At 37.8% G+C, this 22,692-nt stretch carries 26 protein-coding genes; 3 read left to right on the top strand and 23 right to left on the bottom strand.

Features of this window, described 5'->3' with window-relative positions:
- Nucleotides 1-12 precede the first annotated feature (12 nt).
- The 15 genes from era to JCM9140_RS13625 all read right to left on the bottom strand — a co-directional run bounded on the left by era (nucleotide 13) and on the right by JCM9140_RS13625 (nucleotide 12,263).
- Nucleotides 13-924 (bottom strand): GTPase Era, encoded by a 912-nt coding sequence (era, locus tag JCM9140_RS13695; protein ID WP_034747464.1) that lies wholly within the window; start codon nucleotides 922-924, stop codon nucleotides 13-15.
- Complete coding sequence (locus JCM9140_RS13690) at nucleotides 917-1,315, bottom strand: cytidine deaminase (protein ID WP_034747460.1); 399 nt, start codon at nucleotides 1,313-1,315, stop codon at nucleotides 917-919. Before JCM9140_RS13690 ends, era begins: the two co-directional genes overlap by 8 nt.
- A complete protein-coding gene (locus JCM9140_RS13685) occupies nucleotides 1,308-2,051 on the bottom strand; it encodes a DUF502 domain-containing protein (protein WP_034747457.1) in 744 nt (247 codons plus the stop codon). The genes JCM9140_RS13690 and JCM9140_RS13685 overlap by 8 nt, the downstream gene beginning before the upstream one ends.
- Nucleotides 2,052-2,078: 27 nt before the next feature.
- Nucleotides 2,079-2,426, bottom strand: coding sequence for a diacylglycerol kinase family protein (locus JCM9140_RS13680; RefSeq protein WP_369384431.1), 348 nt, complete (start codon nucleotides 2,424-2,426; stop codon nucleotides 2,079-2,081).
- A 22-nt stretch (nucleotides 2,427-2,448) separates the two neighbouring features.
- A complete protein-coding gene (gene ybeY / locus JCM9140_RS13675; RefSeq protein ID WP_034747452.1) occupies nucleotides 2,449-2,922 on the bottom strand; it encodes an rRNA maturation RNase YbeY in 474 nt (157 codons plus the stop codon).
- Nucleotides 2,919-5,087 (bottom strand): HD family phosphohydrolase, encoded by a 2,169-nt coding sequence (locus JCM9140_RS13670; RefSeq protein ID WP_052002267.1) that lies wholly within the window; start codon nucleotides 5,085-5,087, stop codon nucleotides 2,919-2,921. The genes ybeY and JCM9140_RS13670 overlap by 4 nt, the downstream gene beginning before the upstream one ends.
- 116 nt (nucleotides 5,088-5,203) lie before the next feature.
- Nucleotides 5,204-6,184 (bottom strand): PhoH family protein, encoded by a 981-nt coding sequence (locus tag JCM9140_RS13665; RefSeq protein ID WP_034747449.1) that lies wholly within the window; start codon nucleotides 6,182-6,184, stop codon nucleotides 5,204-5,206.
- A 5-nt stretch (nucleotides 6,185-6,189) separates the two neighbouring features.
- Nucleotides 6,190-7,389, bottom strand: a complete 1,200-nt coding sequence (yqfD, locus tag JCM9140_RS13660; RefSeq protein WP_034747446.1) for a sporulation protein YqfD — start codon at nucleotides 7,387-7,389, stop codon at nucleotides 6,190-6,192.
- Between the two features lie 53 nt (nucleotides 7,390-7,442).
- Entirely contained in the window at nucleotides 7,443-7,724 is a 282-nt protein-coding gene (yqfC, locus tag JCM9140_RS13655) for a sporulation protein YqfC (RefSeq protein WP_034747442.1), read from the bottom strand.
- A gap of 104 nt (nucleotides 7,725-7,828) precedes the next feature.
- Nucleotides 7,829-8,344 (bottom strand): YqfB family membrane protein, encoded by a 516-nt coding sequence (locus tag JCM9140_RS13650; RefSeq protein ID WP_034747439.1) that lies wholly within the window; start codon nucleotides 8,342-8,344, stop codon nucleotides 7,829-7,831.
- 39 nt (nucleotides 8,345-8,383) lie between these two features.
- The gene (gene floA, locus JCM9140_RS13645) at nucleotides 8,384-9,385 is read right to left on the bottom strand and encodes a flotillin-like protein FloA (protein ID WP_034747436.1); all 1,002 of its coding nucleotides are present in this window, start codon (nucleotides 9,383-9,385) and stop codon (nucleotides 8,384-8,386) included.
- 3 nt (nucleotides 9,386-9,388) lie between these two features.
- Complete coding sequence (locus JCM9140_RS13640) at nucleotides 9,389-10,741, bottom strand: NfeD family protein (RefSeq protein WP_235715354.1); 1,353 nt, start codon at nucleotides 10,739-10,741, stop codon at nucleotides 9,389-9,391.
- Between the two features lie 199 nt (nucleotides 10,742-10,940).
- A complete protein-coding gene (locus JCM9140_RS13635; RefSeq protein ID WP_034747434.1) occupies nucleotides 10,941-11,384 on the bottom strand; it encodes a GatB/YqeY domain-containing protein in 444 nt (147 codons plus the stop codon).
- A gap of 22 nt (nucleotides 11,385-11,406) precedes the next feature.
- Nucleotides 11,407-11,580, bottom strand: coding sequence for a 30S ribosomal protein S21 (gene rpsU / locus JCM9140_RS13630; RefSeq protein ID WP_003323311.1), 174 nt, complete (start codon nucleotides 11,578-11,580; stop codon nucleotides 11,407-11,409).
- Nucleotides 11,581-11,696: 116 nt separating this feature from the next.
- A complete protein-coding gene (locus tag JCM9140_RS13625) occupies nucleotides 11,697-12,263 on the bottom strand; it encodes a TetR/AcrR family transcriptional regulator (RefSeq protein ID WP_034747431.1) in 567 nt (188 codons plus the stop codon).
- Nucleotides 12,264-12,479: 216 nt separating this feature from the next.
- On the opposite strand from JCM9140_RS13625, the gene JCM9140_RS13620 reads away from it, so the two are divergent.
- A complete protein-coding gene (locus JCM9140_RS13620) occupies nucleotides 12,480-13,415 on the top strand; it encodes a Na/Pi symporter (protein ID WP_034747427.1) in 936 nt (311 codons plus the stop codon).
- Between the two features lie 52 nt (nucleotides 13,416-13,467).
- Here the strand turns inward: JCM9140_RS13620 and JCM9140_RS24550 are convergent, their stop codons facing one another.
- Together JCM9140_RS24550 and cudC are read right to left on the bottom strand one after the other, a co-directional pair.
- Nucleotides 13,468-14,121 carry a hypothetical protein gene (locus tag JCM9140_RS24550; protein WP_052002266.1) on the bottom strand — a complete coding sequence of 218 codons (654 nt, stop codon included), beginning with the start codon at nucleotides 14,119-14,121 and terminating at the stop codon, nucleotides 13,468-13,470.
- Nucleotides 14,122-14,316: 195 nt separating this feature from the next.
- Nucleotides 14,317-14,877 carry a choline uptake/conversion transcriptional regulator CudC gene (gene cudC, locus JCM9140_RS13610; protein ID WP_034747424.1) on the bottom strand — a complete coding sequence of 187 codons (561 nt, stop codon included), beginning with the start codon at nucleotides 14,875-14,877 and terminating at the stop codon, nucleotides 14,317-14,319.
- A gap of 271 nt (nucleotides 14,878-15,148) precedes the next feature.
- Between cudC and betB the strand changes: the two genes are divergently transcribed.
- The gene (gene betB / locus JCM9140_RS13605; protein ID WP_034747483.1) at nucleotides 15,149-16,606 is read left to right on the top strand and encodes a betaine-aldehyde dehydrogenase; all 1,458 of its coding nucleotides are present in this window, start codon (nucleotides 15,149-15,151) and stop codon (nucleotides 16,604-16,606) included.
- 243 nt (nucleotides 16,607-16,849) lie between these two features.
- Entirely contained in the window at nucleotides 16,850-17,206 is a 357-nt protein-coding gene (gene ymzB, locus JCM9140_RS13600) for a protein YmzB (protein ID WP_034747421.1), read from the top strand.
- Nucleotides 17,207-17,260: 54 nt separating this feature from the next.
- Here the strand turns inward: ymzB and JCM9140_RS23810 are convergent, their stop codons facing one another.
- From JCM9140_RS23810 to JCM9140_RS13570, 6 genes are all read right to left on the bottom strand, one after another.
- On the bottom strand, nucleotides 17,261-18,454 hold the full coding sequence (locus tag JCM9140_RS23810) for a redoxin domain-containing protein (RefSeq protein ID WP_156314878.1): 1,194 nt from the start codon (nucleotides 18,452-18,454) through the stop codon (nucleotides 17,261-17,263).
- Between the two features lie 112 nt (nucleotides 18,455-18,566).
- Nucleotides 18,567-19,241 carry a deoxyribose-phosphate aldolase gene (gene deoC / locus JCM9140_RS13590; RefSeq protein ID WP_034747418.1) on the bottom strand — a complete coding sequence of 225 codons (675 nt, stop codon included), beginning with the start codon at nucleotides 19,239-19,241 and terminating at the stop codon, nucleotides 18,567-18,569.
- A 94-nt stretch (nucleotides 19,242-19,335) separates the two neighbouring features.
- Nucleotides 19,336-20,112 carry a 3-oxoacyl-ACP reductase gene (locus JCM9140_RS13585; protein ID WP_034747415.1) on the bottom strand — a complete coding sequence of 259 codons (777 nt, stop codon included), beginning with the start codon at nucleotides 20,110-20,112 and terminating at the stop codon, nucleotides 19,336-19,338.
- Nucleotides 20,113-20,120: 8 nt separating this feature from the next.
- A complete protein-coding gene (locus JCM9140_RS13580; protein WP_034747412.1) occupies nucleotides 20,121-21,176 on the bottom strand; it encodes an ABC transporter substrate-binding protein in 1,056 nt (351 codons plus the stop codon).
- 21 nt (nucleotides 21,177-21,197) lie between these two features.
- Nucleotides 21,198-21,941, bottom strand: a complete 744-nt coding sequence (locus tag JCM9140_RS13575) for an ABC transporter permease (protein WP_235715353.1) — start codon at nucleotides 21,939-21,941, stop codon at nucleotides 21,198-21,200.
- Nucleotides 21,925-22,692 carry an ABC transporter ATP-binding protein gene (locus JCM9140_RS13570; RefSeq protein ID WP_052002264.1) on the bottom strand — a complete coding sequence of 256 codons (768 nt, stop codon included), beginning with the start codon at nucleotides 22,690-22,692 and terminating at the stop codon, nucleotides 21,925-21,927. The genes JCM9140_RS13575 and JCM9140_RS13570 overlap by 17 nt, the downstream gene beginning before the upstream one ends.

The following is a 22,692-nucleotide window of genomic DNA, read 5'->3' as shown; positions in this document are numbered from 1 at the left end:
GGCTTAATTTCTCTAGTATTCATCTTCTCTAAAGCCAAAGTCTCGGAGATGGGCTGGTTTATTGCGCCAGTCTTTTTGGACTTTCACCCATATTTCGAGAAATACTTTGGAACCAAGTAAAGCTTCGATATCACCACGTGCTCGTTTCCCTACTTCTTTTAACATTGAACCTTGTTTTCCAATGATGATCCCTTTTTGTGATGTCCTTTCCACAATAATGGTTGCACCAATATAAACCGTATCGCTATTTTCTCTTCTTTTCATTTGCTCAATATTAACCGCAACCGAATGCGGGATCTCTTCTCTTGTTAAATGTAAAACCTTTTCTCTAATAAGTTCACCAACCACAAATCGTTCTGGGTGGTCTGTCACTTGGTCACTTGGATAATATTGAGGTCCCTCATCAAGGTATTCTGTAATTTGCTCCATAAGGGTCGTAACATTATTCCCTTGTAGAGCTGAAATCGGGATGACTTCTTTAAAGTCATATTTTGTTCGATACGTTTCAATAACCCCTAACAAATCGTCTGGAACAATTTTATCAATTTTATTTATGACTAAGAAAACAGGTGTGGTTGTGTCTTTTAGACGTTCAATGATAAACTCTTCTCCTGATCCAAATGCCTCGGTAGCATCCACAACGTACAAAACTAAATCTACTTCTCTTAATGTGTTTTGAGCGACTTTCATCATAAAATCGCCTAGCTTATGTTTAGGCTTATGTATTCCTGGGGTGTCAATAAACACAATTTGAGATTCATTGCTTGTATAAACACCTTGTATCTTATTCCTAGTCGTTTGTGGCTTATCAGACATAATTGCAATTTTTTGTCCGATCACGTGATTTAACAATGTTGATTTTCCAACGTTCGGTCTACCTATAATGGAAACAAATCCTGATTTAAATCCTTTTTCGTTATTCATTCATATCCTCCGCTGTAAATGCACCCGGTAGTAATTGTTCTACCGTCATTTCACTAATATTTCCTTTTAAGTTTGTTAAAATAACTGGGGTTTCTTTAGCACATAATTCTACCATAACTTGACGACAAGCCCCACATGGCGAAACTGGTCCATCTGTATCGGCTACAACGGCAACCATTTTCACTTTAAGGTTTCCTTCTGAATAAGCCTTAAACAGAGCGGTACGTTCTGCACAATTTGTAAGACCAAACGAAGCATTTTCTATATTGGCCCCCTTAAAAACTGAACCATCTTCCATTAGAAGAGCTGCACCAACTGGGAATTTTGAATAAGGTACATACGCATGCTCTCTTGCTCGTTTAGCTTCAACGATTAACTGGTCTTTATTCATCTTTCTCTTCCTTTCCTCTTGAACGTACATGAACAACCATTTTTCTTTCGTCGTATTCAGTCTCCATATTTTGAGCGATAGCTTCTGGGTCAGGTGGAACAACAACTCCACCAGAGATGATAAACTTTAACCCTTGTTCAACCGTCATATTTAAAACAATCACTTCATCTCTAGGTACTAATACAAGCCAGCCTGATGTTGGATTTGGTGTTGTCGGCAAAAAAACATTTATACAATCATTTGCCGTAACACGCTGAACTTCTCCTTTTGATTCACCTGTTTGAAACCCAATTGTATACAGACCCTTTCTAGGATACTCAACCAGTACGACATTTTTAAAAGAGGTACGTTCTTGCGCAAATGCATGAATGACTTGCTCAACAGACGTATAAATAGAATTTGCAATTGGAATTCTTCTAAAAGTCCGATCGATTGTCCCAAATACTTTTACTCCTCTTCCTTGAATCCGCATTGCCCCAACCCAGGTAAGCAGTAAGATCGTAAGAACAAATCCTATACCTAATAGACGCTCAGAGAATGGGGTAAACACACCAAGAAAGTATATCGTACCTTCTTCAATCGTAATAATATTTAATGCTTTTAACAAATCGGTTATAAATGAACCGAGAAAAGCATCTATAAGCCCAAATAAAAATTGGATCACATAAATGGTCGCAATTGCCGGCAATAAAAATATAATTCCTGCAATAATGTTCTTCTGAAATCTTTTCCACATATTAGAGGGATCTCCTCTCAAGCAGTTCTATAACCAATTCATTATGGCTGGTATAAACAGAAAACAACCAATAATTACAGCAAACAAACAGTATACAAAAACAGCCGCTGCTGCAATATCTTTTGCTCTTTTTGCTAATGGATGGTACTCTTCTGTAACCAAATCGACCGTACGTTCAATTGCTGTATTCATGATTTCTAGTGCAAACATTCCAGCAATCACTAATAGTAAAAGAACCCAGTGATAAATCGGGAAATTTAGAAAATATGCAGTGATAATCATAACCGTTGCTACTAGTAAATGAATTTGCATATTCTGTTCATGTTTCACTACATAACGAAAGCCTTGTGAAGCGTAAAAAAATGACTTAAGCAATCGTTTAAACCCTCTTTTATTTCTATCGTGTAAGCCCATAAGCAGCCAAAATATCCTCTTGCTTCGAGAACATTTCCTTCTCATCCGCTTCCGTCATATGATCATACCCTAATAAATGAAGCACTCCATGAACGGTAAGAAATCCTAGCTCCCTCTCAAAGGAATGTCCATATTCTTCAGCTTGCCTTTTTATATGCGCCGAAGAAATGATAATATCTCCAAGGATATTAGGCATCCCCTCCAGCTTAGTGAACTCTGGCTCCTCTTCACCCTGCTCATTAAGCGCAAATGAAATGACATCAGTGGGTTGGTCTTTATCCCGATATTCTTTGTTGATCTCTTGAATACGCTGTTCATTTACGACGGTCACTGACACTTCTAATTCTCCTGATAATTGTTCTATTTCTAATGTTTTTAAAATAATCTTCTCAACAAGGTCTTGTTGAAGTTTTGTAATGCTTTCTGTTTCGTCTGTAAAGTCAACGATTACATTCATCCTTTTTCTCCCTTTCCTTTTGGATCTTCTGGATATTCAATACGTTGATGGAAGGTTCCTTTTAACGTTTCAAGAATTGATACCGCAATTTGGTCAAGTTCTTTTAACGTTAAATCAGATTCATCAAATTGTCCGTCTTCCAGTTTGTCTTGAATTATTTTTCTTACTAATGCCTCAATTTTATCAGGAGTCGGCTTCTGAATCGTTCGAACAGCCGCTTCAACACTATCAGCAATTCCAACAATAGCAGATACCTTTGTTTGTGCTTTAGGACCAGGATAACGAAACTGAGATTCTGGTACAGGTTGTTCGGAATCCTGATTTGCTTTGTGATAGAAGTACTTTAACAGAGTTGTCCCATGATGTTGCTCCGCAATATCAATAATCTCCTTAGGCATTTTATATTCTCTTAACAAATCAGCACCATCGTATGGATGAGCAATAATAATGGTCCGACTTAATTGTGGAGAAATTTTGTCATGAGGATTTTCCATTCTCATTTGGTTTTCAATGAAAAAATGTGGCCTTTTTGTCTTACCTAAATCATGGTAATAAGACCCAACTCGTGCTAACAGTCCATTTTCACCAATGGATTCACATGCTGCTTCAGCTAAGTTTCCTACAACAACACTATGGTGGTATGTTCCTGGAGCTTCCACCAATATCTTTCGCAATAAAGGTTGGTTAGGACTTGACAGTTCAATTAAACGAGAGGTTGATAAAATCCCAAACCCTGCCTCAAAAAACGGCAACAATCCTATTGTTAACACAGCTGCAATAAATCCAGAAAGAAAGGCAAAACCTATATGCATTCCTATTTCAAACCAACCACTTTGAACGGTTTTCATAAAAAGCAAAGACAAAATAGCCACAATGTTAATACTAGATACAAACAACCCAGCCTGTAAAATCCTGGAAATTCGATTGGATTTATCTAAGAAATAAGCTCCTGCAAATGAGCTAAACAACATATAAAATCCATAAGTAAAATGGAACGTCCCTACCGTTTCATTGTTAAACATGATGCTTCCGATTACAGCAAACATAATTCCCGTGAACAACGCTAGACGCGTATGAATTAGCAACGTAATTAACATAGCGCCAATTGATACAGGGACGACAAATCCAATTCCTTGAATTTCTAACCCTTCCAAAAGACTTGTTATCTTCATAATAGCCACAGTTACGATAAAAATTAACATAAACATTAATAGATGGCTGTTATTATTTTGAACGGATGTTTTAGCTTCATTTACATAATACGCCAACATACTCACAATGAGTAAAACTAGCAAGGCCAAACCTATATAAGGAAATACATTAAACGAATCATCTAAAAGCCCAACAATTCGGAGTTGTTCATATATGTCGTGAGTGATCATTTCCCCTTCCTTTACAAGGAGTTGGCCTTCTCGAATCAAGACAGGCTCGACACTTTCTGCTGCTTCTTGCCTTACTTGTTCAGTCGCATTAGCATCATAAATATAATTAGGAATGACTGCAAACTGTGCCACTTCAATCATTGCATCAATTAATTGGCTATTAACCGTTGACAACGCAACTTGATTGCTCACTTCTTGCTTCGCCTCAGGCAATTCACGAATGGAAATTCTTTCACTCATGACTTCATGAACAGCATTAGTTGTTGTTTCCCTTGCTATTTGCAACTGTGAGTCAGTAGCCTGTAAAAGTGTGACAAGAGCTTGATCAGTAATCCCGTTGTTACTTCGTAATGATAAAACTTCTTTCACATACTCAACATTTCCTTCAAGTTGTTCTTCTTCACTTAATGGCTCTTCCTCGCTATTCTCCTCTGCCTCTGCTTCTGTTAATCTAACCTGTTGCAAAAGCTCAAAAATATCATCTATTTTTTTCACTTGCCTTTGAGCATATTCCCTTTTTAAGTCGTAAACGGGGCCTACCTCATCAACGGCCGCACTTCGCCTTTCTTCTGTTGCCGTCTGATGTTCAATCGTAATTGGTGAACGAATATCTTTATCAGCAATTTGAGATAAGCGAATATCCATTGTTTCTGGAATGACATTTCCAAGAAGTAGTATATATAGGATGATGCCTACCGTAATAAAAAGAATTCTCCTTATGTATTGGTGGTCACGTAGTCTTTTCCACCACTTCTGCTGATCTATCGTTGATCTTCTTTTCAAATTCTTCACCTCATTCCCTACCGATCATACTAATAAAGTTGAAGACCCTCTTTCATAAAGAGGGTCTTCATATTAACGCCTCCTAAGGCAAGGCTTTCTTCTTAGAATGATCTCTCTCACTTGCTTTGTTCTTTTTCTTCCTCTTCTTGCTTATCGTAAGCTTGGATAATTTGCTGAACAAGAGTGTGTCGAACTACATCGGATTGTTGCAAGTAAATAAAAGCAATGTCTTTCACTTTGTCCAAAATTTCAATAGCAACTTTTAAACCCGACTTCTTTCCTCGCGGGAGATCAATTTGTGACAAGTCACCATTGATAACCATTTTAGATCCAAATCCAAGTCTCGTTATAAACATTTTCATCTGCTCACGCGTAGTGTTTTGCGCTTCATCTAAAATAACAAAGGCATCATCCAACGTTCTTCCACGCATATAAGCTAACGGTGCGACTTCTATGGTCCCGCGCTCCATTAACCGCGTTGTTTGTTCCATTCCTAATACATCGTGAAGGGCATCATACAATGGACGCAAATACGGATCAACTTTCTCTTTTAAATCACCAGGAAGAAAACCTAAACTCTCTCCAGCTTCCACCGCTGGTCTGGTTAATACAATTCGTTTCACATGTCCATCCTTTAACGCTGTAACTGCCATGACGACCGCTAAATACGTCTTTCCCGTACCAGCTGGACCGATACCAAACACCATATCCTTCTTTTTCAAAGCAGATACATAGTGACGCTGTCCTAATGTTTTTGCAATAATAGGCTTTCCTTTAACATTTGTTGCTACTTTTTCATCGTACAACTCTAATAACTCATCAAGACGATCCTGCTCTGCTAACTGAACAGCATACACTACATCTCTTTCAGAAATAGAAATTCCTTTACGAATTAATTGTATTAAAGTTGAAATGATTTTTTCGACAATTTCAATCTTTCTCTCATCTCCAGTAACGACCACTTCTTCACCACGTGTGACAAGTGTTACTTGAAGATGCTCTTCTATTCGCTTCAGATGTCTGTCATGAGGTCCAATAAGTGATTGTGACTCATTGGCATTCTTGACTTCTAACTGTATTGTTTTCGTTTCTGACAATAGACTCAATCTCCTTGAATAATCGGTTGTTCCGATGTAATATCTTCTATTACTTGGTAATGTATCCGTAAGTTTACTTTACCATTCTCAACAGCTTCGTGCAAAACTTTTTCGCCAATGATTTCCGCATCCTTTGGTAAATGTTTCATTAAATCTTGACGACCTCGTTCTCTACCTGCTTTAACTGCTTCTTCTTTTGTATACGTACGCTCATATTGTTGGGTTTCAAGAAAATCGTTGCGTTTATACGAAATCGGCAAAGACCATTTGAAAAACTTGAATGGTCTTTCATGTAATGACTCAGTTGTTTGTTCAAAATGAATGTTTCCAAATCCCCAAATCGGCAAATCAAAGCCATAGATAGAAACGTAATGCTTTGATTTTGCCTCACCTGTTAATGTTGTAAAAAGGGTATCTAATGGAACTTCTACTTGAGACTTGTACCAAATCTCTCCTAAGACAACCGCTTGTGCAGGGACTAACTCTTTCTCCTCATCTTCTGCTTCATCCTTGCCTATATAACCTGATACAAGTCTATCACCTTTTTCAACAAAATCATTGGGCTTAACTAAAGCTTGACCATGTTCAACAAATATTTTTCGAATAATTGCTTTCTTCGTTGAAACTAAGTGCCTCGGACTATAGCGCTCAGCTTCTTCAGGAAGTTGTTGTTCTACAACTTCAAACTCAAAGGTCGTCCCTTTTTGCCTCACACCAACCCATGTTGCTCCCTGAACCAATTCTGTTACATCTCTTTGAATTAACTCCACACTAGGCAAGGAAAATTGAAAGGCTCCACGTTTGATCCCCATTTCTGTTACGACTTGTCTCAATTCATGCTCGACTTGAGGAGAAGCCCCTTTAATTTCGACTCCCCACACCATATTGGAAAGAATAAACATAATAACCAAGAAAGCTGCTAGTCCACCAACAAAACCCGAACGTGCAAGAATACGTTTAACCAAGAAGGGCAAACCATTTCGCTGTATAAATGTTACCTTGCAATGTGTCATGCGCAAAAGAGGACGAATCCTCTTTGCATCATTGACATCCATATAACAAACAATGCGCTTATCTCCAATTTTCTTTATTTGCCATATAGAAATGCCTTCTTTTATACACCTATTTAAAAATGTTTCTGGATAGTCACCATCTATACGGACACGAACGTAGCCATGTAAATGGTTAGTCCAATTATTCTTCATTTTTGTTTTTCCCCCTTTAAAACATACGTATACGTAGGTTGTAAGTATGTACGTTATTCATCTATAAAAAGAACCTGATCAATCCTACCTTCAAGTAAAAGTTCCTCTGGCAAGATTGTTTTAATGACAAAATGATCTCCTTTAATGAGTAATTGCCCCTGTTTTAACAATAGGCGGAGTTCTTGGTTAGAAAACCGTAGTACACCGCGATGATTTTCAATGTAAATGTGCAACTGGCCAATCATTGTAATTCGCGGTAGGTCCATCATGACATCCTCAGGTAGTTGGAGTTGCTTTGTCATCCAGTTCTTCATTTGCTGTCTCATCTTTTTCATACGTGAACCCCCTCTCCTCTAATCTTTATGATGCATTTTGATTGGTTATCACAAAGAATCCACTTAAAACAAAAAAAAGAAGCAGTACCTAAAAGGCACTACTTCTAAAATCTTCTTTTTGAAAATGTATTGTGGGGTTGACGCGCACGCGGCCGCCCTAACACTTCAGCCCAAACAACAGCTTTCATCGCTTCTTCATTCGTTAAGCGGTTTAAATGGAGATCAAGACCACCTTTTTTACTTGGTGTTTCCGTATCACTTCTTAATTCAGAAGCTTTATAAGAAGTTTCTTTTCTTTTTTTACGGAGTTGATCGTATTGATCTTTTATTTGCTGTTGCCGATCAGCAATTTCGTCTGTCCTATCTAGATGAGTCGTTTCAACTTGAATTTGACCGGGACTGGCAGGCTCTATTTCTTCTTGCTTAAAGATATCGCGCCAATCCACCTGATCGTCTTGAGTTTGTGGTTGTCTAGTCCTTTCACCAGCATTTCCTCGTTTTTCTTGTTGCTGCTGACCAGCTCCAGCCATCCGACCAAACATACTAATCAGACCACCAATAACAACGGCTACAAAGATAAAATTCTGGACAATAAATTCAAGTAAATTTTCTAAAGGCACATTCATCTCCTCCTTTCATTTTTAGGGGAGGATTCATGATTAATCTCGCTTAGGATTAGTTGAATCTCCATCAGTTGCTTTGCTAATGGAACCACGCATATCCGTGTCTGCCATTACATTCTGATAATTCATATAATCCATTACACCCATATTCCCTTGACGTAATGCCTCTGAAAGCGCCATTGGAACCTCAGCCTCAGCCTCCACAACCTTCGCACGCATTTCTTCTACTTTCGCTTTCATTTCTTGTTCTTTCGCTACTGCCATTGCACGACGTTCCTCAGCTTTTGCTTGAGCAATTTTCTTATCAGCTTCCGCTTGGTCCGTTTGTAGTTCGGCACCAATGTTTTTGCCGATATCAATATCCGCAATATCAATTGATAAAATCTCAAATGCAGTTCCTGCGTCTAACCCTTTTGAAAGTACAGTTTGTGAAATCATATCTGGGTTTTCTAATACTTTTTTATGATTATTAGCAGAACCGATAGTCGAAACGATCCCTTCCCCGACACGAGCGATGACCGTATCTTCACCAGCACCCCCGACTAAGCGGTCAATATTCGCACGTACTGTAATACGAGCTTTTGCTTTTACCTCAATCCCGTCCATTGCCACACCGGCAATAAATGGTGTTTCAATTACTTTAGGATTTACACTCATTTGAACAGCTTCAAGTACGTCACGACCTGCTAAATCAATTGCTGCAGCTCGTTCAAAACTTAAATCAATGTTTGCACGTTGTGCCGCAATAAGAGCGTTAACAACACGGTCAACGTTACCACCTGCAAGATAGTGTCCTTCTAGTTTTGATGTACTTAGATCTAGACCGGCTTTTACCGCTTTAATTAACGGATTAACAACTCTTGCTGGAATAACACGACGTAACCTCATTCCTACTAATTCAAAAATCCCAATACGAACTCCCGCTGCTAGAGCAGAAATCCAGAGCATAACTGGTACAAATGTAAATAACACCGCAAGCAAAATTAACAAAATTGCTAATCCAATTAATAATGTAATACTACCAGGATCTAATACCATTTTTTATTCCTCCTTTGAATGATTTTCTTTCACTTCACGTACAACGATTCGTGAACCAGCTGTATAAACAACTTCAATAACGCTACCCTGTCCAATATATCCTCCCTCGGACACCACGTCAAGGCGTTCTTCGTTAAAAACAGCCGAGCCTGAGGGCCTTAGTGGAGTTAATGTTTTTCCTTTCTGGCCTACTAACTCTTTTCTTGTTTCATTCGTAATATATCCTTTTTCTGTACTTGTGGAATCTCTGTGAACAATTTTCTTCATTGGTCCACGATTTCCAAAGTATTTAAAAATAAATATCGCTGCAATTGCCGAGATGACTAAGGCAATGGCAATATAAATAATCATAGAAGCTGTTGAAAAAGAAGCTAACAGCATCCCACCAATAATAGCACCAATTCCTAGTAAGCCGAATATTCCAAAGCCAGGTATGAAGATTTCAATCATAATGAGTAAAAAACCAATAATAAACAAAATGATCGATTCCCAGCCAGCAAATCCTGCGAACATGTGTCCAAAGAAAAAGAGCAATAAAGCAGAAATCCCCATCAGTCCAGGTACTCCAAAACCAGGTGAGTACAATTCAAGCACCAGTCCTAAACTCCCAATTGATAATAAAATAGGAATGACAACGGGATGGGTAACAAACCGAGCAATTTGCTCAGAAAAACTGACTTCCATATCATGCTCAACCGCATTTTCCAACCCTAAATAATCAAGAACTTCTACACGATTTGAGGCAATTGCTTCTGCATACTCAACTTCAAGAGCTTGTTGAGCCGTTAACGTTAATAATTCACCCTCAGGAGCTCCTAGTTCTGGCAAGTCAATTCGTGCATCAGCCATAGCCAAGGCATATTCTGGTTCACGTCCATTTAATTCAGCTGCACTGCGCATTTCTGACAACCAATAAGATTGAGTTTTTTCATCAGCTGCATTCCCAGCACCATCAATAACAGCAGCAGAACCCATTGTTGCACCTGGTGCCATAATAATCTTATCGGTATTTAGCGCAATATAAGCGCCTGCAGAAATCGCTTTATTTCTAACAAACGTAATAATAGGTATGTCTGTTTCCTGAATAATCATGGCTATATTCCCTGCAGCATCAACCGCACCGCCGGGTGTATCCATTTCTAAAATGATGTGGGTTGCCCCTTCTTCCTTCGCCATCGCAATCGAACGTGACATAAATGCCTCAAGGCCACGCTCAACTGTTTGTTCAACAGGAATGTAATAAACAACAGGTTCATCATCTGAATCTGCATTCCCATAAGCAAATTGTTGAATTGGTACAAGAAAAGCAGCTAAAAGAATAAGGAAAATTGAGATTTTCATTCGAAGACCTTTTATATTCAAATTAGTTCCTCCCTTCTTTTATTATTTTCATTCATTCTACGAATACATCATTCCATCGGTTTCATTTTTTTATATTCGTTTATGATTTAGTTATCCCATAATCTATTTCATTCTATCATGAAATAATAAAAAGACTCTAGCAAAACAAAAAACGCCTCACCTCTTCGCACGAAGAGATGAGACGTTTGTGTCATTATGATAAATGTTGTTGCACAAGACGATTCACAAGACCACCATCAGCTTTTCCTTTAACCTTAGGCATGATTGCTCCCATGACCTTACCCATGTCTCCCTTGGTTGAGGCCCCTACTTCAGAAATTGTTTCTTGAACAATTTGAGTGACTTCTTCTTCTGAAAGCTGTTCTGGCATATAGTCTTCAAGTACGACAATTTCATCTCGTAACTTGGAAGCTAAATCTTCACGGTTTGCTTGTTCAAACTCATGGAGGGAATCCTTGCGTTGTTTCAGTTCGCGATTAAGCACCGTAAGGCTATCATCGTCCGTCAACTCACGTCCAAGCTTATACTTCTCGTTTTGCAACGACGACTTTACCATACGGATGACAGAGAGTCTATCCTTTTCCTTGTTCTTCATCGCATTCTTCATGTCTTGATTTAACCGTTCAAGAAGATTCAATGAAAGCACCCTCTCACTTCAATTAGAACTTACGTTTTCTTGCTGCTTCAGATTTCTTCTTACGCTTAACACTAGGCTTTTCATAGTGCTTACGCTTTTTAACCTCAGCCAACGTTCCTTCTTTAGAGAGTGATCTCTTGAAGCGACGAAGTGCAGCATCAATCGATTCGTTTTTGCGAACACGAGTTTCTGCCATTTTATTTCCCTCCCTCCGAAACAACCAACTCAGGACGTACATTAACCTTTCAGTGCACGTCTCTTAGCATTATAATATAATCAGAACTACTGGTCAACCAAAAAACGACATCTTCCCTATTTACTTGCTTTTAGCCCATTTAACATAAGGTCAATATAGATTTTTGAGACGGCATGATCTGATAATTCCCCTAGTGGATTGAACCAATGGTAACTCCAATTAACTGCCCCTAATATAGCTAATGTTACAATATTAGCATGAAGATCCTGACGGAATTCTTTCTTTTTGATACCATCTTCTATGACCTTCTTCATATTATCTTTAAAAGCGTCACTCTTTTTAAAGATATCTTCTAAATGAGCTTCATTTAGATGTTGCATTTCGCGGAAGAATACTCTTGCACTTTGTCCATGACCTTCTATGTGTTGCATGAGCATGTACACCATTTCAAAGAGTTTTTGCTCTTGGGTGCTCTCTTTGCTTACTATCTCATTTTGTCCTTTTAGTAAGTCCTCTATATAACGAAGATGAATCTCCATTAGAAGCTCTTCCTTGCTTTTAAAATAATAATAAAAAGTACCTTTTGTAACCCCAAGAGCCTCTACTATGTCTTGTATAGAGGTTTCTGTAAACCCATTTTGACCAAACAAACTAATGCTAATCTTAATTAATTTCTCCTTCATTTTTATAAGCGCCTCTCAATCCTTTAAAAATCATCGATTCTATCTATTAGTATAGCATAATACTTTTTTCTACACTTTGATCAATAACACGATTATATTAAACATCTCTATTTTCTTATCGGACCATTCGCTTCTTTTTTTCTTTTTTTCTTTTTTTCTGATTTCCTGTCATGCATGTACAATTTTGTCCATAGATTGAATGGAGAGGTGATCGGAGTGGTCAAAGAATTAGTTTCATTGTTGGCTGTATTTATCGCTTTATTTTTATTTGGAATGGTAGTCATGAGGGCAGGCTTATTTCATATCGGACAAGCGAGTTTTAAAAACATCTTACATCGCTTAACCAATTCAGCTTGGAAAGGTTTAATTGTTGGTGCGATTGCGACTGCAATCCTACAAAGTAGTTCAGCTATTATCATTATGACTGTAGGGCTTGTCGCAACTGGACTTTTGGCCTTCCGTCATTCAATAGGGATCATTTTAGGGGCCAACATTGGTACGACAATGACAACAGAGTTACTTGCTCTTGATTTATCCATGTTTATCGTACCTCTCTTAGGAATTGGTCTTGTTTCTTTATTCATTCCAAACAAACAAACATACTCTTTAGGGTGTTTATCATTTGGTCTTGCTTGTATTTTTATTGCCATGGATGGGTTAGAAACGTTAGCTTATCCATTATCTGCAATCCCAGCCGTTCATTCATTTTTTGACTTAACAAATGAGCACCAGCTTGTTGGTATTGGGATCGGTACTGTGTTAACAGCAATCATTCAGTCTAGTACAGCCACAACAGCTATTGCAATGGGTTTTATGACTGATCATGTTTTGGATTTGCCAGCTGGAATTGCTATTATGCTTGGGGCGAACATCGGGACTTGCATCACTGCCTATTTAGCAAGTATAGGTTCTGGGAGAAGTGCAAAGCTTGTTGCTTATGCAAACATATGGCTTAATGTTTTTGGAGTTTTATTATTTATTCCACTTATTGGGTGGCTTAGTACTTTTGCTAGTAGTCTGACCCCATCACCAATGATGCAGCTAGCTCATGCTAGCCTCATTTTCAATGTAATTTGTTCTATTATTTTGCTCCCTTTTGTAGCATATTTCGCTAAATTCATTGAATGGCTACATACTGAAAAAGCCACTTAAAATAAGGTACCTGCTGACGAAAGTCAAACAGGTACCTTTTTGGTGCATTACATTAGTTTTGGTACGATTGTTGGCTAGGAGACATACTTTGGCCGTATTGACTCTGACCTTGCCCTTGTTGGTTTTGCATTTGTTGTAGCTTTTGCAACTCTTGCTGTTGTTGTTGTTGCTGTTGTGTTTGTTGTTGCAATTGTTGCTGGGACTGATTAATTTGTTGAGTCATTTGATTCAATACATTAATGGACTGAATGGATTGACTAACAGAACCTAACATTTGCGTAGCTTGCTGAATGGATTGCTGCAAGTCTTGAAAGGTCTTTTGTTGCTGTTGTTGAGCTTGAGTACTAATTTGTTGCATTTGTTGCAATAGTTGATTTGTTTGTTGTTGATCTTGACCTGAAGACATCATTGAATTAGCTTGTTGCTGAGTTGATTGAAGTTGACTTAAAGTTGATTGCATAGTTTCTAAATGCCCTTTAAGCGGATCTAACTCCATACCAATTTCTACCTCAGCCTCTTCCGTTACATCTTCAATAATTTCTTTTGTGTCTTTATCCATTCCAAACTCCTCCTTAAATGACTCTTGATTTAGATCTTGTAAATCAGTACGACCAACATATACAGGGGCTGGCTCCGGTTTGCTTCCAAAAAAGTAAGCAAGTGCACCTACAACTGCAGCCAATACTAAAACAATGAAGAATAACATTCCATCGATGGTAATGCACCTCCGAATACCTAACAGTCATGACCTGTTTGATCACGACAAAAATTATTATGAACGAGATCTTACTTGATTATTTAATCTTGCTCATTCCAATATTAGGTGAACCAAATTAAAACAAAAAAACCTAACAGTGATATCTCTGTTAGGTCAGAATATATGTTAACCAATTCAGTCATACTACTTCCTGAGCTTCTTATCCGTAATAGGAAACGTTTGAAAAATTTCTCCACTTCTAATTCCTTCAACAAGAGACAATAGCCAATAATAATAAGACTTTGATTGTTCAAGAAGGTCAATAATTTCTTTTGCTTCTTCCTGGTTACTTTCATTTGCAACTTCGGAATGAATAATGTCATTTAACACCTTTTGAGCTTGATCAATGGCTTCAAGGTTTATATTTATTTCTCTTTCCCATTTTTTCGTAAAAAATTTATTGAAAAATTGAAAGAAATCTTTTTCTGCAACATACGTATGTTTTCGATTGCCACGCTGATATGTTTTTTTGACAATATCATACTCTTGAAGTTTTTTCACCCCCGTACTCATACTGGGTTTACTCATTCCAATTTCTTCACGCATTTCATCAAGAGTCATGTTATTCTCAAAATACATGGTTCCATATATTATGCCTACACTTCTAGTTACCCCATACAAATCCATTGTCTCAGCAATAGAGTCTATCACCAAATCTTTTGCCTTAGTAATCATTAGTTTAGCTTTTTCATCAACTTGATTCATTCAAATTCACCTCCTCAATTCTCTTTATTAAGTTTATTAATTTTTTTCTTTATAATTTTAATGTTACCTAATTATTGAAATATGTCAAAAAGAAAAATCTAAAAAATATTTAATGGCGTATGGGTTCATGATATAAAATTTGATTTCAAAAAATTATCTTTGACAGAAATTATATAGAATGATAAGTTTAAGATATTCAAAACGTTAATTTTTTTCTTAATTAATTTAACATAACTTATTTTTGGGGGCGATGTACGTGGCAATCGGACGAATGTATATTGATGGCCAATGGGTTGAATCTCATACAGGGAACACAAGAGAAATCATTAATCCATTTAATCAGGAAGTCATTGCAACAGTAACTGAAGGTGATGAAAAAGATTCACAATTAGCAATCCAAGCAGCTCGTAAAGCTTTTGATAAAGGAGATTGGGCTACAACACCTGCATCTGAACGCGGAGCTATTATTCAAAAAGTCGCTGATTTTATCAGAAGAGATAAAGAAGAGCTAGCAAAACTAGAATCCTTAGATACTGGGAAAACCATCATTGAGAGCTATGCAGATATGGATGACATAGCCAATGTATTCCAATACTTTGCTGGACTCGCTGATAAAAATGGAGGAGAAGTCATTCAATCTCCAATTCCGGATTCAGAGAGCCGCGTTGTACGAGAACCTGTTGGAGTATGCGGACAAATCAGCCCATGGAATTATCCACTATTACAAGCATCATGGAAACTTGCTCCAGCTTTAGTTGCAGGAAATACCCTTGTTGCTAAACCTAGTGAGATTACCCCACTTACTACCATTAAAGTATTTGAACTAATGGAAGAAGCTGGTGTTCCAAAAGGGGTTGCCAATCTAGTTCTTGGGCCAGGCAACACAGTTGGTGCCGAACTATCTACTAGTTTAGATGTAGATTTAATTTCATTCACAGGCGGAATTGAAACAGGGAAGAAAATCATGCAAGCAGCAAGTGTTAATGTAAAGAAAGTCGCTCTTGAATTAGGCGGTAAAAATCCAAATATTATCTTTGCTGATGCCGACTTCGATACAGCCGTTGACCAAGCACTAAATGCTGTCTTTTTCCATGCTGGTCAAGTGTGTTCTGCTGGATCGCGCTTACTAGTCGAAGAAAGCATTCATGATCGTTTCGTTGAAGCAGTAGTGAACCAAGCGAAGAAAATTAAACTAGGAAATGGATTTGAAGAAGGAACTCAAAGTGGACCTTTAATTTCTGCAGAACACCGTGAAAAAGTTGAAAGTTTTGTTCAAATCGGTATCGAAGAAGGCGCAGAATTAGTTTTAGGTGGAAAACGCCCAGAAGATCCAAAACTCCAGAACGGATTTTTCTATGAGCCTACTATTTTTATTAATTGTATATCTGATATGAGAATTGTTCAGGAAGAAGTATTTGGACCTGTACTAACGATTGAAAAGTTCAATTCTGCTGAAGAGGTTATTGAAAAAGCAAATGACACGATTTACGGCTTAGCGGGTGCTGTTTGGTCAACTGATATTGAAAAAGCTGAAACAGTAGCTTCTAAGTTACGTATGGGAACAGTATGGATTAATGACTTCCACCCTTACTTTCCACAAGCTCCGTGGGGTGGATTTAAACAATCAGGCTTTGGTCGTGAATTAGGACATATCGGACTAGAAGAATACACAGAAGTTAAACATATTTTCCGCAACAAAAAACCACAACCAGCAGGCTGGTTTGTGTAAACCAATAAGGCCGAGTTTGCCTTATTGGTTTACACTGGGGGGTGCGGAGACGCTGCTTTGTTTTAAGGACAGAGGAGTGCCCTTCTCCTCTAGATGCGCAGCGTGCGGAATCAGCCCAAACACCATAAACTTAATAAAGAAGCTGCTTAGGTCCCGCTAAGCAGCTTCTTTATTTTATTCAATGGAATGATTCGATTATGAACAGGGAAAAGTACAATTACACACTAAAAGGAGGAGGTTCTTATGACTCAACCAATACATGATCTTTCACAATGGCTAGAATCTCAAAAAGGCGAGACCATACTCATACGAAAAAACGAATTGTCTACCGGTTTACAACAGACTTTTGACATTGATCAAGTGACTCTTCAACTTGATCACATAACAGTTATAACAAATGATCAAAACATCGATGACTACATTCCTAGTAAAGAATTGGTCTTACATGGCGAAGGTCATATCAAAACAGCTGAAGGGATGAAAGAATTACCTCAAAACGCTTACGAAATTCCTCTTTTCGGAAAAATAGCGACTACGAACGGAACAAATGGACTAAAAGTAGAAACAGAAAAAGCTACTTATGACATATACGTTCAATAGTCTCCAAAACAGCTCTCAACCACGTTTATGTTGGTTGAGAGCCTCTGAACAAACTCATTCTATTTGCTGCAATGTTCGAACCATCATGTCTTCATTCATGGCCCCTATATGGATGTTTGTAATTATTCCTTCTTCATTAATGAAAAACGACGTTGGCATAGGTCCAACTTGATACAAGGAAGAAATCTCTTCTCGTTCATCTAAAAGGATTGGAAAAGACAATCCTATACCGGAAACAAATTCCTGTACATGATCAACTGTACTTTCTGTATTTGTTGCATTAATAGCGAGGATCATTACATCTTCATTTAGAAAGAACTTCTCCATTTCTGGCATTTCTGCCCGACACGGAGGACACCAAGTTGCCCAAAAATTAAGCATGATTGACTGTCCTTTATAATTCGAGAGCGATTGTTCCTCTCCATCTATTGTCGTTAATAGGAAATCTGGGGCCCTCTGTCCAACTGCAACCTTTGAAGTCGAGGTGCTATCCATATTTATCACTTGATTAGTTGGAGAAAATAAGCTCGAAATAAGAATAATAGCCAAAACAACTAAAACAATTTTTCCTTTTTTTATATTTTTATGTAAGCTGCTTTTGACAAAAGTAATTTTTTTGGAAGAGAGCAGTCCTATTAAGCCAATTAAGAAATAAAACCAACTTGGAACCGTTACATGAAACATACGTACTTCTAAAACTAGAGAACACATTCCTAGTACACTTCCATAAAGAACAGCAATTCTAATGGCGATTCTCTGTAGCATCGTCCCTTTTTGTAGTTGTATATAATAAAATAATAACAAAACAAGGTTGAACATCATTTGATAAAAACTAATAGGGTACCCATTTAAATTAAAAGGATAAAACGCAAAATAAATGGCTTCTAATACAAGATAGCTTATAAGGATTGGAAGAAAAACAATAACTTTAGTTTCATTTCTCATTTTCCAGAATACATAAAACGTTACCACTACCCAAGCGATGATCCATTCGTCCGTCCCACTTGGCATAGCTAACACTGCAATCGGGTCTCGAATGGTTATCGACGGATATACAAAAAGTGAGGCAAGCTGGTATGTAATAAAAAAATAGAACAGACTGTTCCAATACAGTTCCCTAGCAACTTGAGAACGATTTTCATCGTAAAGCAGTAGATTTGATATGGTGAGTCCTATTATCATGAGCGCAATTAACATGAGCCAAGTTTGTTTAATGATCAAAGGACCAACAATCCATACTTCTTCCATTTTCTCACCTACCTTTTTAATATCCTTTATCCTATTATGACAGTTGTCATAGTAGCTGTCTCTTTATAAAAAAAGGACCAAATCCATTCGATCCGGTCCTAAAATTAAATAATTAATAATCTGTGTTAGCCTGTTCCCCATTTACAATTGAAACTCCAGCACTGGCCCCAATTCGAGTAGCACCTGCATCAACCATTGCTCTAGCCCCTTCCAGGTCACGAACGCCTCCTGAAGCTTTCACACCAATATGGGGACCAACTGTTTCGCGCATTAATTTAATATCTTCTACAGTTGCACCTCCTGTAGAAAAGCCTGTTGATGTTTTGACATAGTCAGTCCCTGCCTTTACTGCTAACTTGCATGCCCGAACTTTTTCTTCGTCTGTTAAGAGACTTGTCTCAATAATAACTTTTGTTAGAGCTTTTCCTTTCGCTGCCTCTACAACTGCACGAATATCCGACTCAACTAGTTCGTCATTGTGATCTTTTAATGCAGCAATGTTTATAACCATATCCACTTCAGTTGCTCCATTTTCTATCGCATTCGTAGTCTCAAAAGCCTTCACTTCCGGAGTGGAAGCTCCTAGTGGAAAACCTATTACTGTACATACTTTTACTTCTTCAACATTATGTAATAGCTCAGCAGCACGTTTTACCCAAGTCGGATTTACACAAACAGAAGCAAATTTATATTCGCTAGCCTCTTTACATAAAACTTCAATTTGCTCCTTGGTTGTATCAGCTTTTAATGCAGTATGATCAATTAAGCTTGCAATTGATTGACTCATCATATAACACCCTTTCTAATTTCCTACTATTTAGCCTAGCATAGATAATTACCAGTGACGAGAGGTATTTGTTCATTATCTACACACAGGTAAATTACTTCATGACAAAGCCACCATCTACAACGATGCATTGTCCCGTTACAAAAGAAGACCATCCACTTGCAAAAAATAAAACACTTCCCACAACATCTTCTGGCTTAGCAATACGATGGAGAGGAGTTTGGCTTTTAATGAGCTCCTTCACTTCCTCTTTTGTCGTTCTACTCGCATCTGTAGGATACACTAAACCAGGCGCAATGCAATTGACTGTTATCCCAAATGGGCCAAGGTCAACTGCTAAGTTTTGCGAATACGTCAGTACCGCTCCTTTTGCTGTATTGTAATCATGATACGGAACAACCGGACGATAAACTAAGTTACTAATCATGTTGATCATTCTGCCCGATTTTTTATTTTTCATATACGGAATCACATGTTTAGTTACATTATACGTTCCTTTTAATGAACCATCGATTTGTCTTTGGTAATCCTCCCACTCAAGTTCCCAAGCAAGCTTACGCTGATCCGGATCAAAAGCATACGCATGTAAAGCATTATTTACAACAATATCAATCGTGTCAAATTCACTAATAACTTCATCGATCATGTGTTCAACATCAGATTCACATGTCACATTACCTTGAACAATCATCGTATCAATATCAAATGTATCCATTAAATAATTGGCTAGTTCCTCCGCTCGTTCCTTGCTTCTTAAGTAATTAATAACAACTGTAGCCCCTTGTCTCGCAAACCCTTCAGCGATCTTTGCACCAATTCCTCGACTTGAACCTGTTATAAGAACGACCTTTTGCTGTAATTGTGTGTCCATTTTATCACCTAGTTTAATTGTTCGACCAATTCATTAGTTGTAATCGTCTCAACATGAACCCGCTCGCTTAATAAACCTAAATCATAATAGGTTTGCTCAACTTCTTGTAAAATATCAAGGTTTAACCATCCAAGCCCTTTTTCAGCAATTTCTTCATTCGTAGAAGTATTGTTACGAATAGTAATAATTTCGATGTTTCTTTCTACATCTTGACCATCAATGGCTGCCCCTACCGCCACTTCAGCAGCCTCTTCTGGATGTTCCATTGTATATGCTACACTGTCACGATAAACTTGTAAAAAGCGCACTAGCGCCTCTTTTCTTTCCTGAAATGTTTTTTCGGTAACAACAAACACATCAGCTGGCGTATTTAACACATCTTTTACCTCAATGACATCCACTTCTCCTAATTCATTTCTCTGTGCATCAAATAACCCTGTATCCGTCGCTGCCGTAGCCACTACTTGTTTATTCATAAGTGGTCCAAAGTTTAAAACACCCGTTTCGATCAAATTAACATCATCTTCGGTCATCCCTGCTTGATGTAGTAGAACGAGAAGGTTTTGATAGGTTCCACTGCTTCTGCTATAAATCCCTACATCTTGTCCACGTAAATCTTCTACACTTGTTATATTGCTCTCTTTTAACGAAATTAGATTAAAGACATTTTCAGGATAAATGTTATAAATAATCCTTAAGTCTTCTCCTTGTTCTAATGCCAGTAAAACAGCCTCTACATTTGCAAAGGCAATATCTGCGTTTCCTGCGATAATATTACGAACCGCGTCTCCGCCACCCGCACCTGGAATAAATTCAAAATCAATCGCCGCTTCTTCAAACCAACCTCGCTCTTCTGCTAAATAGAGATTCGCTTGTTCTGTAATTGGTTGGCTCCAAGAAGCCATTCGAATTTTTTCTAATTCAAATTCGGTCGTTACTTCCTCTTGACTTGATTCTTCCTCATTCACCACTTCCTGAACTTCTTCTTCAGCACCACAACCAACTGCTATAACAATTAGGACAGCAAATAAAAACGCTGAACCTAGTTTTTTGATCACTTTCATCTTAAATCTCCCCTAGAATAGTTATATTTTTAAAAAGAGTGCCTCAATCCAGTTAACTAATTGATACAAAATGATTCCCTTAAGAGTAAGTAAAATAAAAACAGAAAACATTAACGTTGTGTCCATCATTCCTTGAGAAGCTATAATCAGTGCTCCTAAACCTTTATTCGCACCTATAAATTCACTGATCACTGCTCCCACAACACTCAATACGACAGCTACACGTAGACCTGAAAAAATATAGGGCATGGCTGTTGGAAATCGAAGTTTCCAGAGCGTCTGAGTTCGCGTTGCCCGAAGAGAATGAAACAGTGCCAACTTCTCACGACTAACATGAGACAATCCAGTAACTGTACTTTCAAACAACGGAAAAAAACATACTAATGCCACAATAACAATTTTCGGTGTATACCCAAATCCAAACCACAAAACAAGAAGTGGTGCTAAGGCTAATTTGGGCATTGCTTGAGAAGCAATAATATATGGTTGTAATATTTCTCGAACGGTTTTCGATTGTGCAACAAGAAAACCTAAGCCAATTCCAAATATCGCGCCAACAAAGAACCCACCAAACACTTCAATAGATGTTGCTAAAATATGAGGATAAAAGTAGCCACTCTGAAAATGCTGGAATAGGTTTGCTCCAATCGCTGATGGAGCCGGCAAAATAATTTTAGATATCTCTTTTACGCGAACGACTATTTCCCATGCAGCAAGTATTCCAACAAATAACAATATCGAATAAATGTTAGTCCTTTTCATCATCTTCTAAACCTTCAATCAAGTCGTATAGTTGTTTTGTTGTGGCAATAAACCTAGAATCAAACGTTAGCTTTTTCGACCTAGGTCTAGAAAATGTTACCGGAAACTCTTGTTTAACATGAGCTGGATATCCACCTAATAAAACAACTCGATCTGATAAATAAGTTGCCTCAGTTATATCATGGGTAATAAATACAGTTGTTGTTGAAAATTGTTGTGTAAGTTTTAACAATACCAAATGCAATTGTTCTTTAGTCATCGCATCCAATGCAGAAAAAGGCTCGTCCATTAATAGAATTTTTGGCTCCATTAAGAAGGCTCTTGCCAACGTCACCCTCGACATCATCCCTCCTGATAATTCATGAGGGTATTTCGTTACATGCTGTTTAAGTCCGACTGCAGAAAGAACTTGATAAGCTTTATCTATATCGTCTTGATTCGGTTTTCTTTTTAATTCAAGCGGTATTAATACATTTTCAAGCACGTTTCTCCATTCAAGCAAAATTGGTTTTTGAAATACATACGTTATCTCATCAAAAGGGGAGGTTAAAGTACGGCCCAAAACCTTGATTACACCTTTTGTTGGAGACAACAACCCACCAAGCAATTGTAAAAGAGTCGTTTTTCCACTCCCGCTTTTTCCTAAGATGCTTACAAACTCACCTTCTTGAATGTCTAATTGTATTTGATCAAGAACGGGCGTCTGATCATTTGTAAATTGAAGGGCAACATCTCGACACGTAATGATTGGCAT

This window comes from Halalkalibacter wakoensis JCM 9140 (genome assembly GCF_000513095.1).
Classification (GTDB): domain Bacteria; phylum Bacillota; class Bacilli; order Bacillales; family Bacillaceae_D; genus Halalkalibacter; species Halalkalibacter wakoensis.
This window is presented reverse-complemented; position numbering and strand designations above follow the sequence as displayed.

What these genes read in the sequence shown, in the direction of transcription:
- era (WP_034747464.1), bottom strand. Translation starts at nt 924, where the DNA reads ATGAATAACGAAAAAGGATTTAAATCAGGATTTGTTTCCATTATAGGT.
- JCM9140_RS13690 (WP_034747460.1), bottom strand. Translation starts at nt 1,315, where the DNA reads ATGAATAAAGACCAGTTAATCGTTGAAGCTAAACGAGCAAGAGAGCAT.
- JCM9140_RS13685 (WP_034747457.1), bottom strand. Translation starts at nt 2,051, where the DNA reads ATGTGGAAAAGATTTCAGAAGAACATTATTGCAGGAATTATATTTTTA.
- ybeY (WP_034747452.1), bottom strand. Translation starts at nt 2,922, where the DNA reads ATGAATGTAATCGTTGACTTTACAGACGAAACAGAAAGCATTACAAAA.
- yqfD (WP_034747446.1), bottom strand. Translation starts at nt 7,389, where the DNA reads ATGAAGAATAATTGGACTAACCATTTACATGGCTACGTTCGTGTCCGT.
- yqfC (WP_034747442.1), bottom strand. Translation starts at nt 7,724, where the DNA reads ATGAAAAAGATGAGACAGCAAATGAAGAACTGGATGACAAAGCAACTC.
- floA (WP_034747436.1), bottom strand. Translation starts at nt 9,385, where the DNA reads ATGGTATTAGATCCTGGTAGTATTACATTATTAATTGGATTAGCAATT.
- rpsU (WP_003323311.1), bottom strand. Translation starts at nt 11,580, where the DNA reads ATGGCAGAAACTCGTGTTCGCAAAAACGAATCGATTGATGCTGCACTT.
- JCM9140_RS13625 (WP_034747431.1), bottom strand. Translation starts at nt 12,263, where the DNA reads ATGAAGGAGAAATTAATTAAGATTAGCATTAGTTTGTTTGGTCAAAAT.
- JCM9140_RS24550 (WP_052002266.1), bottom strand. Translation starts at nt 14,121, where the DNA reads ATGTTATTCTTCATTGTTTTAGTATTGGCTGCAGTTGTAGGTGCACTT.
- cudC (WP_034747424.1), bottom strand. Translation starts at nt 14,877, where the DNA reads ATGAATCAAGTTGATGAAAAAGCTAAACTAATGATTACTAAGGCAAAA.
- betB (WP_034747483.1), top strand. Translation starts at nt 15,149, where the DNA reads ATGTATATTGATGGCCAATGGGTTGAATCTCATACAGGGAACACAAGA.
- ymzB (WP_034747421.1), top strand. Translation starts at nt 16,850, where the DNA reads ATGACTCAACCAATACATGATCTTTCACAATGGCTAGAATCTCAAAAA.
- JCM9140_RS23810 (WP_156314878.1), bottom strand. Translation starts at nt 18,454, where the DNA reads ATGGAAGAAGTATGGATTGTTGGTCCTTTGATCATTAAACAAACTTGG.
- deoC (WP_034747418.1), bottom strand. Translation starts at nt 19,241, where the DNA reads ATGAGTCAATCAATTGCAAGCTTAATTGATCATACTGCATTAAAAGCT.
- JCM9140_RS13585 (WP_034747415.1), bottom strand. Translation starts at nt 20,112, where the DNA reads ATGGACACACAATTACAGCAAAAGGTCGTTCTTATAACAGGTTCAAGT.
- JCM9140_RS13580 (WP_034747412.1), bottom strand. Translation starts at nt 21,176, where the DNA reads ATGAAAGTGATCAAAAAACTAGGTTCAGCGTTTTTATTTGCTGTCCTA.
- JCM9140_RS13575 (WP_235715353.1), bottom strand. Translation starts at nt 21,941, where the DNA reads ATGATGAAAAGGACTAACATTTATTCGATATTGTTATTTGTTGGAATA.
- JCM9140_RS13570 (WP_052002264.1), bottom strand. Translation starts at nt 22,692, where the DNA reads ATGCCAATCATTACGTGTCGAGATGTTGCCCTTCAATTTACAAATGAT.